This window comes from Phreatobacter aquaticus (assembly GCF_005160265.1).
Classification (GTDB): Bacteria; Pseudomonadota; Alphaproteobacteria; order Rhizobiales; family Phreatobacteraceae; genus Phreatobacter; species Phreatobacter aquaticus.
Window position 1 is genome coordinate 3,682,613 of record NZ_CP039865.1, and the last position, 15,370, is coordinate 3,697,982.

General features: G+C 65.3%; 17 protein-coding genes. 14 read left to right on the top strand and 3 right to left on the bottom strand.

What is annotated here, in order from left to right:
- Positions 1-15 precede the first annotated feature (15 nt).
- From E8L99_RS17475 to E8L99_RS17495, 5 genes are all read left to right on the top strand, one after another.
- On the top strand, positions 16-1,368 hold the full coding sequence (locus E8L99_RS17475; protein ID WP_137100749.1) for a pyruvate dehydrogenase complex dihydrolipoamide acetyltransferase: 1,353 nt from the start codon (positions 16-18) through the stop codon (positions 1,366-1,368).
- 20 nt (positions 1,369-1,388) lie between these two features.
- The gene (locus E8L99_RS17480; protein ID WP_137100750.1) at positions 1,389-1,805 is read left to right on the top strand and encodes a hypothetical protein; all 417 of its coding nucleotides are present in this window, start codon (positions 1,389-1,391) and stop codon (positions 1,803-1,805) included.
- On the top strand, positions 1,802-2,302 hold the full coding sequence (locus E8L99_RS17485) for a hypothetical protein (RefSeq protein WP_137100751.1): 501 nt from the start codon (positions 1,802-1,804) through the stop codon (positions 2,300-2,302). Before E8L99_RS17480 ends, E8L99_RS17485 begins: the two co-directional genes overlap by 4 nt.
- A 31-nt stretch (positions 2,303-2,333) precedes the next feature.
- Complete coding sequence (gene lpdA / locus E8L99_RS17490; RefSeq protein ID WP_137100752.1) at positions 2,334-3,773, top strand: dihydrolipoyl dehydrogenase; 1,440 nt, start codon at positions 2,334-2,336, stop codon at positions 3,771-3,773.
- A gap of 88 nt (positions 3,774-3,861) precedes the next feature.
- Positions 3,862-4,629 (top strand): alpha/beta fold hydrolase, encoded by a 768-nt coding sequence (locus tag E8L99_RS17495; protein WP_137100753.1) that lies wholly within the window; start codon positions 3,862-3,864, stop codon positions 4,627-4,629.
- Between the two features lie 184 nt (positions 4,630-4,813).
- Here E8L99_RS17495 and E8L99_RS17500 read toward each other — a convergent pair whose 3' ends face one another.
- The 3 genes from E8L99_RS17500 to E8L99_RS17510 form a co-directional block, all read right to left on the bottom strand.
- Positions 4,814-5,479, bottom strand: coding sequence for a L,D-transpeptidase (locus E8L99_RS17500; RefSeq protein ID WP_137100754.1), 666 nt, complete (start codon positions 5,477-5,479; stop codon positions 4,814-4,816).
- A 131-nt stretch (positions 5,480-5,610) separates the two neighbouring features.
- On the bottom strand, positions 5,611-6,921 hold the full coding sequence (rimO, locus tag E8L99_RS17505; protein WP_137100755.1) for a 30S ribosomal protein S12 methylthiotransferase RimO: 1,311 nt from the start codon (positions 6,919-6,921) through the stop codon (positions 5,611-5,613).
- A gap of 102 nt (positions 6,922-7,023) precedes the next feature.
- Complete coding sequence (locus tag E8L99_RS17510; protein WP_137100756.1) at positions 7,024-7,482, bottom strand: hypothetical protein; 459 nt, start codon at positions 7,480-7,482, stop codon at positions 7,024-7,026.
- Positions 7,483-7,782: 300 nt separating this feature from the next.
- Here E8L99_RS17510 and E8L99_RS17515 point away from each other — a divergent pair, with 300 nt between their 5' ends.
- From E8L99_RS17515 to E8L99_RS17555, 9 genes are all read left to right on the top strand, one after another.
- On the top strand, positions 7,783-8,235 hold the full coding sequence (locus E8L99_RS17515) for a (2Fe-2S)-binding protein (RefSeq protein WP_137100757.1): 453 nt from the start codon (positions 7,783-7,785) through the stop codon (positions 8,233-8,235).
- Positions 8,236-8,261: 26 nt separating this feature from the next.
- Positions 8,262-10,424, top strand: coding sequence for a xanthine dehydrogenase family protein molybdopterin-binding subunit (locus tag E8L99_RS17520; RefSeq protein WP_137100758.1), 2,163 nt, complete (start codon positions 8,262-8,264; stop codon positions 10,422-10,424).
- A gap of 1 nt (position 10,425) precedes the next feature.
- On the top strand, positions 10,426-10,731 hold the full coding sequence (locus tag E8L99_RS17525) for a c-type cytochrome (protein WP_210421772.1): 306 nt from the start codon (positions 10,426-10,428) through the stop codon (positions 10,729-10,731).
- A gap of 29 nt (positions 10,732-10,760) precedes the next feature.
- Entirely contained in the window at positions 10,761-11,987 is a 1,227-nt protein-coding gene (locus E8L99_RS17530; protein WP_137102171.1) for an NAD(P)/FAD-dependent oxidoreductase, read from the top strand.
- Positions 11,980-12,393 (top strand): sulfur oxidation c-type cytochrome SoxX, encoded by a 414-nt coding sequence (soxX, locus tag E8L99_RS17535; RefSeq protein ID WP_137100759.1) that lies wholly within the window; start codon positions 11,980-11,982, stop codon positions 12,391-12,393. The genes E8L99_RS17530 and soxX overlap by 8 nt, the downstream gene beginning before the upstream one ends.
- Positions 12,394-12,396: 3 nt before the next feature.
- Positions 12,397-12,864 (top strand): SoxY-related AACIE arm protein, encoded by a 468-nt coding sequence (locus E8L99_RS17540; RefSeq protein WP_137100760.1) that lies wholly within the window; start codon positions 12,397-12,399, stop codon positions 12,862-12,864.
- A gap of 2 nt (positions 12,865-12,866) precedes the next feature.
- A complete protein-coding gene (soxZ, locus tag E8L99_RS17545; protein ID WP_137100761.1) occupies positions 12,867-13,184 on the top strand; it encodes a thiosulfate oxidation carrier complex protein SoxZ in 318 nt (105 codons plus the stop codon).
- Positions 13,184-13,954, top strand: a complete 771-nt coding sequence (gene soxA, locus E8L99_RS17550) for a sulfur oxidation c-type cytochrome SoxA (RefSeq protein WP_137100762.1) — start codon at positions 13,184-13,186, stop codon at positions 13,952-13,954. The genes soxZ and soxA overlap by 1 nt, the downstream gene beginning before the upstream one ends.
- A 92-nt stretch (positions 13,955-14,046) precedes the next feature.
- Positions 14,047-15,240, top strand: a complete 1,194-nt coding sequence (locus E8L99_RS17555; RefSeq protein WP_137102172.1) for a M20/M25/M40 family metallo-hydrolase — start codon at positions 14,047-14,049, stop codon at positions 15,238-15,240.
- Positions 15,241-15,370: the final 130 nt, after the last annotated feature.

Genomic DNA, 15,370 nt, shown 5'->3' on the forward strand with positions numbered 1-15,370 from the left:
TCCGGAGGACCGACCATGCCGATCGACATCCTGATGCCTGCTCTCTCGCCGACCATGGAAAAGGGCAACCTTGCCAAGTGGCTGAAGAAGGAAGGCGACACGATCAAGGCGGGCGACGTGATCGCCGAGATCGAGACCGACAAGGCGACCATGGAGGTCGAGGCGGTCGACGAGGGCATTCTCGCCAAGATCATCGTCGCCGAGGGTGCGCAGGACGTGCCGGTGAACCAGCTCATCGCTGTGATCGCTGCCGAGGGCGAGGATCCGAAGTCGATCACGGGTGGGGCAGGGGCCAAGAAGTCGGCCGCGCCTGCCGCTGCTCCGGCTGCACCTGCCGCCGCAACTTCTGCCGCTCCGGCACCGGCAGCGCCGACACTCCTTCCGCCGGCCCCCGCCAGCATTGCCCAGGCGGCCTCCGGCATCCGGCTGTTCGCCTCGCCCCTTGCTAAGCGCATTGCCAGCCTCGAGGGCATCGACCTCAGCCAGGTAGTGGGCTCGGGCCCGCACGGTCGCATTGTCGAGCGCGACGTGAAGGCCGCGGCAGCCGGTGGTGCGGCGAAGGCTGCTCCGGCAGCGGCACCGTCTGCGGCAGCACCAGCGACGGCGCCGAAGCCTGCGGCCGTCGCCGGCCCGTCGGACGAGGCCATCAAGAAGCTGTTCGAGCCGGGGTCCTACGAGGAGATCCCGCACGACAACATGCGCAAGGTGATTGCCCGCCGCCTGATGGAGGCGAAATCCACCATTCCGCATTTCTACCTGACGATCGACTGCGAGCTGGATGCCTTGCTGGCGCTGCGCGAGCAGATCAACAAGGCCGCGCCCGTCAAGGACGGCACACCCGCCTACAAGCTGTCGGTCAATGACATGGTCATCAAGGCCCATGCCATGGCGCTGCGCGCCGTGCCCGACGCCAATGTCTCCTGGACCGATGGCGCGATGCTGAAGCACAAGCATGCCGATATCGGCGTCGCCGTCTCGATCCCCGGCGGGCTGATCACGCCAGTGATCCGCGATGCCTGCCACAAGACCCTGTCGACCATTTCAAACGAGATGAAGGACCTGGCCGCCCGCGCCAAGGCCCGCAAGCTGAAGCCCGAGGAATTCCAGGGCGGCACGTCGGCGGTGTCCAATCTCGGCATGTTCGGCATCAAGGACTTCGCGGCCGTCATCAACCCGCCGCACGCGACCATTCTCGCGGTAGGCGCTGGTGAGCAGCGCGTGGTCGTCAAGGCCGGTCAGCCGGCTGTCGCGATTGTCATGAGCGTGACGCTATCGACCGACCACCGTGCGGTCGATGGCGCGCTCGGCGCAGAGCTGCTTCAGGCCTTCAAGCGCTACATCGAAAATCCGATGGGGATGCTCGTCTGAGGGCGGAGCCGGGCGGTGCGATGAAGACCTTCCTGACCCTGGTACTGGCCTTCGTCCTCTCGCTGTTCGCTGGCGGCATGGTCGTTCAGATCGTTGCCGAGGCCGTCCGCGGCGACGAGGCCTTCATCATCGCCTATGCGGTCATGCCGGTTTTCGTCACCCTTTCCATGCTGGTGCTGACCATCGTCTACAAGATCACCCATCGCGCCAGGGCGGTAGGCCTGGCCGCCGGCGTGATGGCAGGCCTGCTGCTCCTGGCCGCGACTGGCGCCATCCTGTTCGACTACGCCGCCACGGGCAGCCGGATCTGGGCGCGCAGCGTGCCGTTATTCGGAAGCGTCGCGGTGGGCGGCAGTCTGGCGGTAGCCATTCAATATTGGCTCCTCCGCCGGCGCGCGCTCCAGCGAGCCGGTGAGACTGGCGGGATCGCGCCATGAACGGAGCCGGTCGCAATCTCTTGCCGATCGTCTCGCTCTGCGTTGCGGGAATGTCGTTTGCCGCCGCCGGCTATCAGTCCTATTCGCACCACCGCAATCTCGAGATCGTCCAGCGCAACGTGATCCGCGCCGAATTTCTGCGCACCTGCCGCGAGATCATCGAGGCCTATTTCGCGGTGAAGATGCGCGCCTATGCGATGAACGAAGCGGTCATCGCGCAGGGCCGCGGGCCAGACGTGGTCGATCCCCTGATCCAGCGCGAGGTTGAGGGGCAGGTTTTCAAGTTCGGCGCTCTCGGCACGTTCCTCGCCAATTTCCGTGAGGATGGCAGTATCCGCGAGCGCTACACACAACTGTCCTGGAAGCTGCTCGCCATTGTCCGCGAGAGCTACAAGCAGCCGCGCGTGACGTTCGACCAAGCCTATGCCGAGGCCGATACCCTGTTCGGCGACATGAACGAGGACTGCGCAAGGACCGCGCGGCTCTCCATCCTCTGACCCGTATCGATCAGTAGAAAGGCCCAGCGCCATGTCCTCTTACGACATCATCGTCATCGGCGGCGGCCCCGGCGGCTATGTCGCGGCGATCCGCGCGGCACAGCTTGGCTTCAAGACGGCCGTCATCGAGCGCGAACATCTCGGCGGCATCTGCCTCAACTGGGGCTGTATCCCGACGAAAGCGCTGCTGCGCTCGGCGGAGGTGTTCCACTACGCGACCCACGCCAAGGATTACGGCCTGACGCTGAACGGCACGATGACCTTCGATCCGGCTGCCGTGGTGAAGCGTTCCCGTGGCGTCTCGGCGCAGCTCAACGGCGGTGTCGGCTTCCTCCTGAAGAAGAACAAGGTGGATGTCATCTGGGGCGAGGCGAAGATCGCCAAGGTCGGCCAGGTCGTGGTTTCCGCTCCCACCAAGCCCGCTGTGCAACCGCAAACGCCGCCGCCCAAGGGCACGCTGGGCGCTGGCACCTATTCCGCGAAGAACATCATCGTCGCAACCGGCGCCCGGCCGCGGGTCCTTCCGGGCATCGAGCCGGACGGCAAGCTGATCTGGACCTATTTCGAGGCCATGGTTCCGGAAACCTTCCCCAAGAGCCTGATCGTCATGGGCTCGGGCGCCATCGGCATCGAGTTCGCCTCGTTCTATCGCACGATGGGTGCCGAGGTGACGGTGGTCGAGGTTCTCCCCCAGATCATGCCGGTGGAGGATGCCGAGATCGCGGCCATTGCCCGCAAGCGCTTCGAGAAGCAGGGCATCAAGATCCTGACCTCGACCAAGGTGACCAAGGTCGAGAAAAGTGCCAATGGCGTCACCGCCACGGTCGAGGACGAGAAGGGTGCGAAACAGACACTCTCAGCCGATCGCCTCATCTCGGCCGTCGGCGTGGTCGGCAATATCGAGAACCTCGGGCTGGAGGCCCTTGGCGTCACGATCGATCGGGGCACGGTCAAGACCGATGGCCTCGGCCGCACCAATGTTCCCGGCATCTATGCCATCGGCGATGTCGCCGGCCCGCCGATGCTCGCCCACAAGGCCGAGCATGAGGGCACGCTCTGCGTCGAGGCGATCAAGGGCCTGCCAGCCCACGCCATGGACAAGCTGAAGATCCCAGGCTGCACCTATTGCCACCCGCAGGTCGCCTCCGTCGGCCTGACGGAAGCCAAGGCCAAGGAGGCCGGCTATTCCCTGAAAGTCGGGCGCTTCCCGTTCGTCGGCAATGGCAAGGCCATCGCGCTTGGCGAGCCGGATGGTCTGGTGAAGACCATTTTCGACGCCAAGACCGGCAAGCTTCTCGGGGCCCATCTGGTCGGCGCCGAAGTCACCGAACTGGTGCAGGGCTTCGTCATCGCGATGAATCTGGAGACGACGGAAGAAGACCTGATCCATGCGGTCTTTCCGCATCCGACGCTGTCGGAGACCATGCACGAGAGCGTTCTCGATGCCTATGGCCGCGTGATTCACACGTGATCGCTCCATCATCCGGATGCCTCCCGAGTAGACGCCCGAGATAGGGCATTTACGCTTGGTCCTTCTGGGGGACGGTTGGAGGCCAATCATGACGAGGGCGATCGCGCGGGCGGCAATTGGTTTGGTCATGATGCTGACTGGCATGTCTGGCCTTGCCCATGCCTGTTCGGCGCCCAGTTGTGCCAACGGCCTTGCTTACCAGGCCTATGGGCCTGCTCAGGCACGAACCTTGGCCGTGTTCGTGCATGGCGATGTCTCCTCCGGCGGTCCGGCCGACTATATGTATCGCTACGCGCAATCCTTTGCGGCGGGGCGGCGCGACGTGGCGGCGGTGGCCCTGCTTCGGCCGGGCTACTATGATCGGGTGGGCAACCGGTCCGCCGGATCGGACGGCGGTCGTCGCGACACCTTCGATGCTGGATCCATTCGCACCATCGCGGGCGCCATCCGCGAGCTAAAGGCAAAGTACGGAGCCCAGCGGGTTATCGCGCTGGGACATTCAGGCGGCGCTGGTGTCCTAGGCGTCATCGCCGGAAACTCCGGCGGCCTGCTCAACGGCGTGGTGCTCGCCTCCTGTCCATGCGACGTCCAGGCTTGGCGCGCGTCGCGCGGCAGTGGGCGCGGCTTCTCGTCCCTGTCACCGGTTGACTACATCAGCGGTGTGCCAAGCTCTACGGCCATCGTCGCTGTAACCGGCGCAGGTGACACCAATACGCGACCGGCCTTGGCCGAAGATTACGTGGCCCGCGCCAGGGCGGCCGGACGGAACGCCCGGGTGGAGATCGTTGCGGGCGGCCATGGCTTCGGCAGCGTCGCCGGCCCCTCAGTCCGCGCGCTCACCGGCATGGCGCGCTAATCATTCGTCCCGTACCGAGCGCGCCGTCCTGCTCCAAGCCCTGGTAGCGAAGGTCACCCGTGCCATTCATCACGACATTGAATGGGATCGCGGTCCTATGGGGTCAAAGTCCTATCTCCAGGCGCATTTCTGCCGCATGTCGGATCGCTGCAAAGCGCCTGCGGCGCTTAGCAGCGCTCCGCCATCAGGCGCCAGCCGTTCCTGGCAGGATCACTGCACGGGTACCGGTCGGCACACGCCGGTAGAGGTCGATGATGTCCTGGTTCATGAAGCGGATGCAGCCGGACGACACCATCGTTCCAATCGTCCAGGGCTCGGTCGTGCCATGCAGACGATAGAGCGTGTCGCGATTGCCCCGATAGAGATAGAGCGCCCGCGGCCCGAGCGGATTGGTCGGACCAGGCGGCATGCCGGCGGAGAAGGGTCCGTAACGCTCCGGTTCGCGACGGATCATGTCCTGCGTCGGGGTCCAGCGGGGCCATTCGGCGCGGCGACCGATAGTGGCCTCGCCCGTCAGGTTGAATCCTTCTTCCTTGCCGACACCGACGCCGTAGCGCATGGCCCGGCCGCCTTCCATGACGAGATAGGCATGGCGTTCGTTGGGATCGACCACGATTGTGCCCGGTTGCTCCCGCGTCTGATAGCGGACTTCGCGGCGCCAGAAGCGCTCGTCCACCTGGCTGAGGTCGACCGCTGGGACAGGGTAGGGCTCACCCGTCACTTCGCCATACATGGCCAGATAGGCCGGGTCGAACTGCGGACCGATGGCGGTTTCGGGGCGGGGACCGGTGGCGCATCCGGTCAGAACGACGGGCGCTGCGGCGACGAAAAGGCGACGGGATATGATCATTGCGACGAAGAACTCCGGAACCGACGAACAGTTCCCTGCGGGGAAAGGCTCGTTAGCACCGGAGAATGGGGAGGAAAGATGACGATCGCGTGAGGCATCAGCACCACGCTTTTACCTGTTGCTGCAATGCATCACAGGCTGGCGTGGAGATCGTATTCCGTCGCCCGGTCGATTTTGACAGTCACGAATTCGCCAAGCTGAAGCTTGCGCTTGGTGTGGATGTAGACGGCACCGTCGATCTCCGGCGCATCGCCCTTGGAGCGAGCCTTGACGACGGTTGTCCCGAGCTCGTCGACCATCACCTGCTGGCGGGTACCCACCTTGCGCTTCAGGCGTTTGGCCGAAATTTCGGCCTGCTTCTTCATGAAGCGGTGCCACCGGCGGTCCATGACCTCGGGCGCCACGTGATCTGGCAGGTCGTTCGAGGTCGCGCCAGCAACCGGCTCGTATTTGAAGCAGCCAACGCGATCGAGGCCGACCTCGTCGAGCCAGTCGAGCAGGAACTGGAACTCCTCTTCGGTCTCGCCGGGAAAGCCTGTGATGAATGTGGAGCGGATCGTCAGGTCGGGGCACATGTCGCGCCAGCGACGGATACGCTCAGCGGTCTTTTCCTGATGCGCCGGACGTTTCATGCGCCTGAGCACGTCGGGATGGGCATGCTGGAAGGGAATGTCGATATAGGGGAGGATCTTGCCCGCGGCCATCAACGGGATGACCTCGTCGACATGCGGGTAGGGATAGACATATTGCATCCGCACCCAGACGCCGAGCTCGCCGAGGGCCTGGGCGAGGTCCAGGAACTTCGTCCGCCAGTTCCGGTCGCGCCAGCGGCTTTCGGCATATTTCACATCGACGCCATAGGCGGATGTATCCTGGCTGATCACCATGATTTCTTTGACGCCGGCGGCGACCAGCTTCTCCGCCTCGACCATCACCTCGCCCAGCGGGCGTGACACGAGATCGCCGCGCAGCTTCGGAATGATGCAGAACGTGCAGCGATTGTTGCAGCCTTCGGAAATCTTCAGATAGGCGTAGTGGCGCGGCGTCAGCTTGATCCCCTGCGGCGGCACCAGATCGAGGAACGGCTTGTGCTGCGGCGGTACGGCTTCATGGACAGCCGCAAGCACGCTTTCATATTGCTGCGGTCCGCTGATCGCGAGCACGGAGGGGTGAACCGCGCGAATCTGCTCCGGCTCGGCGCCCATACAGCCGGTGACGATGACCCGGCCATTGTCCTTCAGTGCATCGCCGATCGCCGCCAGGCTCTCAGCCTTCGCACTGTCGAGGAAACCGCAGGTGTTGACCAGTACCAGGTCGGCGCCCTGATGCGTGCGCGACAGGTCATAGCCTTCGGCACGCAGCCGGGTGATGATGCGTTCGCTGTCAACAAGCGCCTTCGGGCACCCGAGCGAAACGAAGGAAATCTTAGGGGCGGCAGTCATCGCGGCAGCTTTCGGGGCGGCGGCAGCCCAAGGCTGCCTGCGGAGCGCGGCACATAGGCGAAAGCAGCTCCATGCACAAGGCAAACGCGGGTCAGTGACCCGCTACTCGATGTTGCAGGCCTCATGAATGAGTTCTGAGCGCTGACGCAGAGGTGTGAGGTCGTAGGTCTGTTCGACACCGGCAAAGGAGAAGAAAACCTTGGTTGCGCCCGTGAGGTCACTCAGCAGGCGCTGCGTATCGGGGGCTGCTACAAGCGCGAGGTTGCCGGAGATGCGCCAACGCAGCGGCCGCGGCGGCTCCGCGTCCACCCGGTAGATCCCCTCGACCAGCAAGGTGCTCGGCAGCATCCGGTAACCCGGCGAAAACGACACGAGACCGATGCCGTGGCTGCAGACGATGCTCAGGCGCTCGCCGGAACTGCGATAGGAGATTTCGAGGCTTGCAGACGATTGCGGGGTGGCCGGGACATGCTGAATGTCCCACTGCGCCCATGCCAGCGTCGGGCACAGGCAGAGCGCGGCGACGAGACAGATAAAGGGGGGCTTCGACAGGCGTGCCATCGGGTTCCGCGGGGGATAGATCAACTCATATAGCAGGAGCCCTGTTGGCGAGGGAACCCTGACGACGGCACCGTCAGCACCCGTCCTTGGCTATGTTTCACGGGATATAGCCGGTCACGATTGGTTGAGCCTGCAATCGATTGACGCACCGGCACCCGCAGACCAGACTTCGACCCAAGAAGGTTTCTGATGAACCGGGGCGGCGCTCCGGTCGCAGCCGTCAATGTCAAGGTTGCCGCAAGCGAACTGGCAAGCCCTGCCACTTCGCCAAGCACCGCAAGACGATCCCAGGGGAACGCCATGCCGAAGCTCTCGATCAACGGGAAGATCCACGACATCACCGTCGAGGACGATACGCCGCTGCTGTGGGTCATCCGCGAGCAGGTTGGTCTCACAGGAACCAAATATGGTTGCGGCGTTGCGGCTTGTGGAGCCTGCACGGTGCATATCGACGGGCAGCCGGTGCGCTCCTGCTCGATGCCGGTGAGCGCCGTGACTGAAACCCAAAAGATCACCACGATCGAGGGCCTGTCGGCGGATTCGACCCACGCCCTGCAAAAGGCCTGGGTGGCGCTCGACGTTCCCCAGTGCGGCTATTGCCAATCGGGGATGATCATGGCCGCAGCGGCCCTGCTGGCAACCAATCCGAAGCCGACTGACGCGGATATCGACGCCGAAATGACCAATATCTGCCGCTGCGGCACCTATAATCGGGTGCGCGCCGCCATCCACATGGCCGCCAATAACGGTTGAACCGACAGGATCTGAGGAGGCTCTCAATGACTGCGCTCGATGTCTCGCGCCGCTCGTTCCTGGTCGGCGCTGCCGCTGCCGGGACCGGCTTTTCGCTCGGTTTCCACATTCCTTTCGCCGAGGCCCAGGGGCTTCCGCCCGAGGTGAACGCCTGGGTCGTCATCAAGCCGGATGACACCGTCGTCATCCGCATCGCGCGCTCCGAGATGGGGCAGGGTACCCTCACAGGCCTCGCCCAGCTGGTCGCCGAAGAACTCGAATGCGACTGGTCCAAGGTCACGACAGAATATCCGACTCCGGGTCAGAACGTCGCCCGCAACCGCGTCTGGGGCAATTTCTCGACCGGCGGCAGCCGCGGCATCCGCGAAAGCCACGATTACGTCCGCAAGGGCGGCGCTGCCGCACGCATCATGCTGGTGGCCGCTGCAGCTCAAGGCTGGGGCGTGCCAGCTTCCGAATGCCGGGCCGCCAAGAGCCGCATCACCCATGCAGGCTCAGGCCGTTCGGTCAGCTATGGTCAGGTCGCCGAGGCCGCTGCCAAGATCACACCACCAGCCGACATTCCGCTCAAGGATCCCAAGACCTGGACGATCGCCGGCCAGTCGGTGAAACGCCTCGACACGGCCGACAAGGTCAATGGCCGGCAGGTCTATGGCGCGGATCTCAATCTGCCAGGCATGCTGAATGCCGCTATCAAGGATTGCCCGGTCTTCGGCGGCAAGGTGAAGAGCTTTGATGCCGCCAAGGTGGCCTCAATGCCCGGCGTGAAGAAGGTCGTGCAGGTGGAAGAGACCGGCGTCGCCGTGATCGCCGACACCTGGTGGCGGGCAAAGACCGCCTTGGACGCCCTTCCCATTGTCTGGGACGAGGGGCCGAACGCCAATGTGACCTCGGCCTCCATCGACGCGATGCTGAAGGAGGGCCTCACTGCGGCCCAGGCCGTCGTCGGCAACGAGGCAGGCGACGCCAAGAAGGCCATTGCGGGCGCCGCCAAGGTTGTCGAGGCAACCTACAACTATCCATTCCAGAACCATGCGACCATGGAGCCGATGAACGCCACGGCGCTGTTCACGGCCGACAAGTGCGAGGTCTGGTGCCCGACGCAGAACGGTGAGGCGGCGCTTGCCGCCACCGCAGCCGCGGCCGGACTGCCGGTCGCCAAATGCGACGTCTACAAGATCAATCTTGGCGGCGGCTTCGGCCGGCGCGGCGCCACCCATGATTTCGTCCGCCAGGCCGTGATGATCGCCAAGCAGATGCCGGGTGTTCCGATCAAGCTGCTCTGGTCGCGCGAAGAGGACATGCTCCACGGCCGCTACCATCCCATCACCCAGGCGAAGATGGTCGGAGGGCTCGACGCCAGCGGCAAGCTTGTCGGTCTGCACATGCGCATTTCCGGCCAGTCGATCCTGGCCGGCCTTGCCCCCGGTGGCGCCTTGCCGGGTGGTGCTGTCGATCGCGTGGTGTTCCAGGGCCTCAATCCGGGCGGGCCGGAAGCTTCGTTCGGCTATACGATCCCGAACCTGCTGATCGACCATGCCATGCGCAACCCGCATGTGCCGCCAGGATTCTGGCGCGGCGTCAACGCCAACCAGAACGCCATCTATGTCGAGTGCTTCATGGATGAGCTCGCCAAGGAGGCCGGCAAGGATCCGCTCGCATTCCGCCGTGAGATCATGTCGGGCAATCCGAAGAACCTCGCGGTTCTCAATGCGGTTGCCGAAAAGGCCGGCTGGGGAACACCGGCGCCAGCTGGGGTCTTCCGCGGCCTTGCCCATCTCCATGCCTTCGGCAGCTACATTGCGGCCTGCGCAGAGGTGTCGGTGACCGGTGGACGGCTGAAGATCCACCGGATCGTCGCTTCCACTGACCCTGGCTACGTCGTCAATCCGCAGCAGGTCGAGGCCCAGATCGAGGGCTCGTTCGTCTACGGGCTGTCGGCGCTGCTCTATGGCGAGTTCACCGTGAAGGGGGGCCGCATGGAGCAGGAGAACTTCGACACCTACAACGTCATGCGCATGGACGAGATGCCGAAGGTCGAGACTGTGCTGGTGCCGTCGGGCGGGTTCTGGGGCGGTGTTGGCGAACCGACCATTGCGGTCGCTGCACCGGCGGTGCTCAACGCCATCTTCGCGGCGACCGGCAAGCGCATCCGCTCGATCCCGTTGAAGAACCATCAGCTCGCCTGACATGGCGGGCCAATGGCTCCTGCATGTCGCGGTCCTCGGGGCTGCGGCATGGCTTGCCGGGATGTCGCCGGGAGGCGCCCAGTCCATCCCTCCGGGTGCGGTCGCCTGCAGCGGCTGCCACCCGCCATCGGCCGGCGGCGCCATCCCCCCTCTCGCCGGCATGTCATCCGAGGCGATCACCGCCTCGATGCTGGCTTTTCGAACAGGCGCGCGGCCGGCAACCGTCATGGACCGCATATCCAAGGGCTTTTCGGACCAGGAGGTGCGCGCCATCGCTGACTGGTTCGCACTGGGTAAGCTGCCGTGAGCCGCTCAAGACTCACCCGGCGCGCCGCCATGTTGGCAGCGGCCAGCCTCGCTGCCCCCTGGGCGGCACGTGCCCAGGCACGACCAAGCATCGTTGTAATCGGCGGTGGATTTGGCGGCGCGACAGTCGCCCGCGCACTCGGCCTTGCAGGCATGGCCGTGACACTGGTCGAACGCGACCCGACCTTCCTGGCCTGTCCCTTCAGCAATGCCGTGCTGGTCGGAATGCGCAGTCTCGAGCAGCAGCGCTTCGGCTATGACGCGCTCCGGAAGGCCGGCATCACTGTTGCCATCGACACGGCGACGGCCTGTGATCCCTCGGCCCGAAGGGTGACGCTCGCGGCAGGCCAGACACTCAGCTACGACCGACTGATCCTGTCGCCGGGCATTGATCTTCATTTCGCGGGGCTGCCCGGCTATTCGGAACAGGCCGCCGAAACCCTTCCGCATGCCTGGAAGGCGGGTGCGCAGACGGCGCTGCTGGCGCGCCAGCTCGCGGCAATGGACGATGGCGACACGGTGCTCATGTCGGTGCCTGCCAATCCCTATCGATGCCCACCGGGCCCTTATGAGCGCGCCAGCCTGATCGCCTGGTACCTGAAGACCCGCAAGCCGCGCTCAAAGCTCATCGTTCTGGACGCCAAGGATACGTTTTCGAAGCAACGCCTCTTCATGGAGGCCTGGAGCACGCTCTACCCCAACCAGATCGAGTGGATCGGGCAGTCCAAGGGCGGCGCGGTGACATCGGTCGAGGCTGGAGATCGGACACTGGTCACCGATTTCGGTCGGCACAAGGGCTCGGTGGTGAATGTCATTCCACCGCAGCGGGCAGGGCGCATTGCCGAGGCCGCCGGCGCGGCCGATCGCTCGGGCTGGTGTCCGGTGGACCCGGTGACATTTGAATCGCGTCGCCAGCCGGGCATCCATGTCATCGGCGATGCCGGCATCATGGGCGCCATGCCGAAATCGGCCTTTTCGGCCCATGCCCAGGCCAAGGCCTGCGCTCTGGCCGTGGCCGCACTGGTGCGCGGTGAGGCTCCGCCGCCGGTGAAGCTGATCAATACCTGCTACAGCCTTGTGGCACCCGAGTACGGAATTTCGGTTGCGGGTGTCTATCGTCCGGCCAATGGCCTGCTCGCCGATGTCGAAGGCGCCGGTGGTACCAGTCCGCTCGGCGCGCCGGCAGGGCAGCGGGCTCTGGAAGCCCGCTATGCGGAGAGCTGGTTCTCGACCATCACGAGCGACGTCTATGGCTAGGTTGATCGCGCTCTGGATTGTGCTGGTCTCGCTGACCGACCCCACGTTCGCCGATGCACGGCTGGCGGCGCCAGCTGGCCTGACCGGTGATGCCGTACGCGGACGCGCGCTCGTTGGCGACCGGCGCAAGAGCTTCTGCCTCTTGTGCCACACCGGGCCCTTTCCGGAAGAGCGGTTCATGGGCAATCTGGCCCCGCCGCTGGACGGTGCCGGCAGCCGCTGGAGCGTCGACGAATTGCGCCTGCGCCTCGTCGATTCCACCCGTCTCAACCTGGACACGATCATGCCAGCCTATGGGCGGGCCGATGGCCTGGAGCGGGTTGCGCGGCAGTTCCAGGGGCAGCCCCTGCTGTCGCCGCAGGACATCGAGGATATTGTCGCCTTTCTCGCGAACCTGAAGGAGTGAGCCATGGGTCCCCCGCCTGATGCGCGCCCGATCGATCGTCGAACCGTGCTCGGCGCGGCAGCGGGTCTGCTCGTCCTGACCGCCCTGCGTCCGGTCGGCGCCACACCGGCCGAAATGGCCGACGCGATCCGCGCCTTCACCGGTGGGGCTCCCGTCATCGCCGGGCGCGTCAAGCTGGACATTCCGCCCCTGACCGAGAACGGCAATGCCGTGCCGCTGGCGGTCACGGTCGAGAGCCCCATGACGCTTGCGGATCACGTCACAGCCATTGCCGTGTTCAACGAGAAGAACCCCCAGCCTCATGTCGCAACCGCCACATTCGGGCCTCGGGCGGGCAGGGCGGGCTTCCAGACCCGTATCAGGCTGGCCGATTCCCAAATCGTCACGGCAGTCGCGCGGATGAGTGACGGGCGCTTCTTTTCCGACAGCGCCGAAGTGGTTGTCACCCTTGCCGCCTGTCTGGAGGGGTGACCATGGCCGCCTTGCTCAATGTGCCGAAGACGGCAAGACCCGGCGAGATCATCGAGATCAAGACGTTGATGTCGCATCCCATGGTAACGGGTTATGGCCGCGACGACGAGGGCAAACCCATGGCGCGCGACATCATCCGCCAGTTCGTCTGCCGCTACGACGGCGAGGAGGTCTTCCGCCTCGAGCTCACCCAGGCCATCGCCTCGAACCCGTTCATCGTGTTCTCTACCCGGGCAACGCAGACCGGCACGCTGGTCTTCGAATGGACCGACGAGAAGGGCGAGACCTGGCGCGAGATCGCCGTGCTGACCGTCACCTGATGCGGGCGATCCTGGCTGCACTCCTGATCGGCTGGGCGAGTGTGGCCAGCGCGGGCGAAATCCCGCTGGATCAACGGCTGTCCGGCTTCGACCAGATGCAGCCCGAGACGCAGGCCATGCAGCGCGACGATACCGCCAATCCCGGCATGCTCGCCGTCAGGCAGGGCGAAGGCTTGTGGCGCCGGCCGGCCGGCACCAGCGGCAAGGCTTGCGCGGATTGCCACGGCGCCGACGGGACGTCGATGCGCGGTGTCTCGGCCCGCTACCCTGCCTTCGACGAGGCGCGCGGCCGGCCAATCGATCTCGCGGGCCGCATCAACCAGTGCCGCACCGAGCGGCAGGGCGCTCCGGCGCTGGCATCTGAAGCGGGCGATGCGCTGGCGTTGGCCGCCTTCGTCGGCCGCCAGTCACGCGGCAAAGCCGTGGCGCCACCGGACGATGCGCGCCTCGCCGCATTCACGGCCAATGGTGAGCGCTTGTTCCGCGCGCGCATGGGTCAGCTCAACTTCTCCTGCAGCCAGTGCCACGACGACAATTGGGGACGCCGGCTCGGCGGCTCGACCATTCCCCAGGGCCACGCCAACGGCTATCCGATCTACCGCCTGGAATGGCAGTCCATGGGATCGCTGGCACGCCGCCTGCGCAACTGCATGGTCGGGATGCGGGCGGAGCCGTTCGCGGCCGGGTCTGCCGAGGCCATCGATCTCGAACTCTATCTCGCGAGCCGCGGCCGCGGTCTGACGGTGGAGACGCCGGCTGTGCGGCCCTGATCAGCAGGGCGCCTCTGCCTTGGCGGCACTCCTCGCCAGCTCCGGGATGAGCACAATGGCGTTCGAACCACCCGCGGAGACCCATGACAATGATTGCCCACGATTCCCAAGCCGCCCTCGATCGTCTGATGCGCTTTCTCCGCGTGGAAGGTGTCACCGGCCAGGAAAAGGCGATCGGCGAGGACGTCGCCCGCGCGCTTGTCGAGGTTGGCGTTCCCGCCGCCGTGATTGCCTATGACGATGCCAATACCCGCATCCCCGTGCCGACCGAAACCGGCAATCTGATCGTCAAGCTGCCGGGGCGCGGTGCACTCGCCAACAGCCCGCCCTTGCTGTTCATGACCCATCTCGACACCGTGCCGCTCTGCGCCGGTGCCAAGCCGCGGATCGACGGATCCCGGATCGTCAGCGGCGGCGACACAGCGCTTGGAGGCGACAACCGGACCGGCTGCGCCGTGCTGGTCACCATGGCCGCCGAGCTTGCTCGGCACAATCTCGACCACCCACCGCTCGTTCTGGTCTTCTGCGTCCGCGAGGAAAGCGGATTGTGGGGCGCGCGCCATATCGACCTCGACATGGTGGGGCCGGTGGCAATGGGTTTCAATTTCGACGGCAGCAAGCCGTCCGACATCGTCACGGGCGCTGTCGGTGCCGACAGCTGGGAGGTCGAGATCTTCGGCCGCGCGTCCCATGCCGGCGTCGCACCGGAGCGGGGCATCTCCTCCACCATGATCGCAGCGCTGGCTCTCGCTGACGCGCGCGCCGGCGGCTGGTTCGGCAAGGTGGTGAAGGGCGACAAGGCCGGTACGAGCAATGTCGGCACGGTCGCGGGCCGTGGCGGACGGGCCGCGGGCGACGCGACAAACGTCGTCACCGACTATGCCTTTGTCGAAGGCGAGAGCCGCAGCCACGACATGAGCTTCGTCGACGAGATCACCAATGCTTACGAGGCGGCCTTCCAGAAGGCGGTGAAGACGGTGACCAACAGCGAGGGCAAGACCGGCACGATCACCTTCACCCGTCACCGGAAATACCATGCCTTCTCGCTCGACCGGACGCTGCCCGTGGTTGCCCACGGCACAGCCGCGGTGGCGAGCCTCGGCCTCACCGGAAATCCGCGTCTCGCCAATGGCGGGCTCGACGCCAACTACCTGACCCTGCATGGCATCCCCACCATCACCTTCGGCGCGGGCCAGAATGAACCGCATACTGTCGACGAGTGGGTGGATATCGCCGCGTTCCAGGACGCGTGCCGGGTCGCCATCGCACTGGCCACTCTGCGCTAGACGTAAGCCGGACAAGCCGGCATTCGCGGAGCAGGCTGGTGGCCGATCGGATCTTGATCGGGTCAAGCCCCCTGCCTCTGGCCGGCTGCGCAAAGCCGGACTTGGTCCGTTTTGTGCCTTGTTCGCCGAG

Excerpts from the sequence above, each read along its gene's own strand:
- E8L99_RS17475 (WP_137100749.1), top strand. The coding sequence starts at position 16 with ATGCCGATCGACATCCTGATGCCTGCTCTCTCGCCGACCATGGAAAAG.
- E8L99_RS17480 (WP_137100750.1), top strand. The coding sequence starts at position 1,389 with ATGAAGACCTTCCTGACCCTGGTACTGGCCTTCGTCCTCTCGCTGTTC.
- E8L99_RS17485 (WP_137100751.1), top strand. The coding sequence starts at position 1,802 with ATGAACGGAGCCGGTCGCAATCTCTTGCCGATCGTCTCGCTCTGCGTT.
- lpdA (WP_137100752.1), top strand. The coding sequence starts at position 2,334 with ATGTCCTCTTACGACATCATCGTCATCGGCGGCGGCCCCGGCGGCTAT.
- E8L99_RS17495 (WP_137100753.1), top strand. The coding sequence starts at position 3,862 with ATGACGAGGGCGATCGCGCGGGCGGCAATTGGTTTGGTCATGATGCTG.
- E8L99_RS17500 (WP_137100754.1), bottom strand. The coding sequence starts at position 5,479 with ATGATCATATCCCGTCGCCTTTTCGTCGCCGCAGCGCCCGTCGTTCTG.
- rimO (WP_137100755.1), bottom strand. The coding sequence starts at position 6,921 with ATGACTGCCGCCCCTAAGATTTCCTTCGTTTCGCTCGGGTGCCCGAAG.
- E8L99_RS17510 (WP_137100756.1), bottom strand. The coding sequence starts at position 7,482 with ATGGCACGCCTGTCGAAGCCCCCCTTTATCTGTCTCGTCGCCGCGCTC.
- E8L99_RS17515 (WP_137100757.1), top strand. The coding sequence starts at position 7,783 with ATGCCGAAGCTCTCGATCAACGGGAAGATCCACGACATCACCGTCGAG.
- E8L99_RS17520 (WP_137100758.1), top strand. The coding sequence starts at position 8,262 with ATGACTGCGCTCGATGTCTCGCGCCGCTCGTTCCTGGTCGGCGCTGCC.
- E8L99_RS17525 (WP_210421772.1), top strand. The coding sequence starts at position 10,426 with ATGGCGGGCCAATGGCTCCTGCATGTCGCGGTCCTCGGGGCTGCGGCA.
- E8L99_RS17530 (WP_137102171.1), top strand. The coding sequence starts at position 10,761 with ATGTTGGCAGCGGCCAGCCTCGCTGCCCCCTGGGCGGCACGTGCCCAG.
- soxX (WP_137100759.1), top strand. The coding sequence starts at position 11,980 with ATGGCTAGGTTGATCGCGCTCTGGATTGTGCTGGTCTCGCTGACCGAC.
- E8L99_RS17540 (WP_137100760.1), top strand. The coding sequence starts at position 12,397 with ATGGGTCCCCCGCCTGATGCGCGCCCGATCGATCGTCGAACCGTGCTC.
- soxZ (WP_137100761.1), top strand. The coding sequence starts at position 12,867 with ATGGCCGCCTTGCTCAATGTGCCGAAGACGGCAAGACCCGGCGAGATC.
- soxA (WP_137100762.1), top strand. The coding sequence starts at position 13,184 with ATGCGGGCGATCCTGGCTGCACTCCTGATCGGCTGGGCGAGTGTGGCC.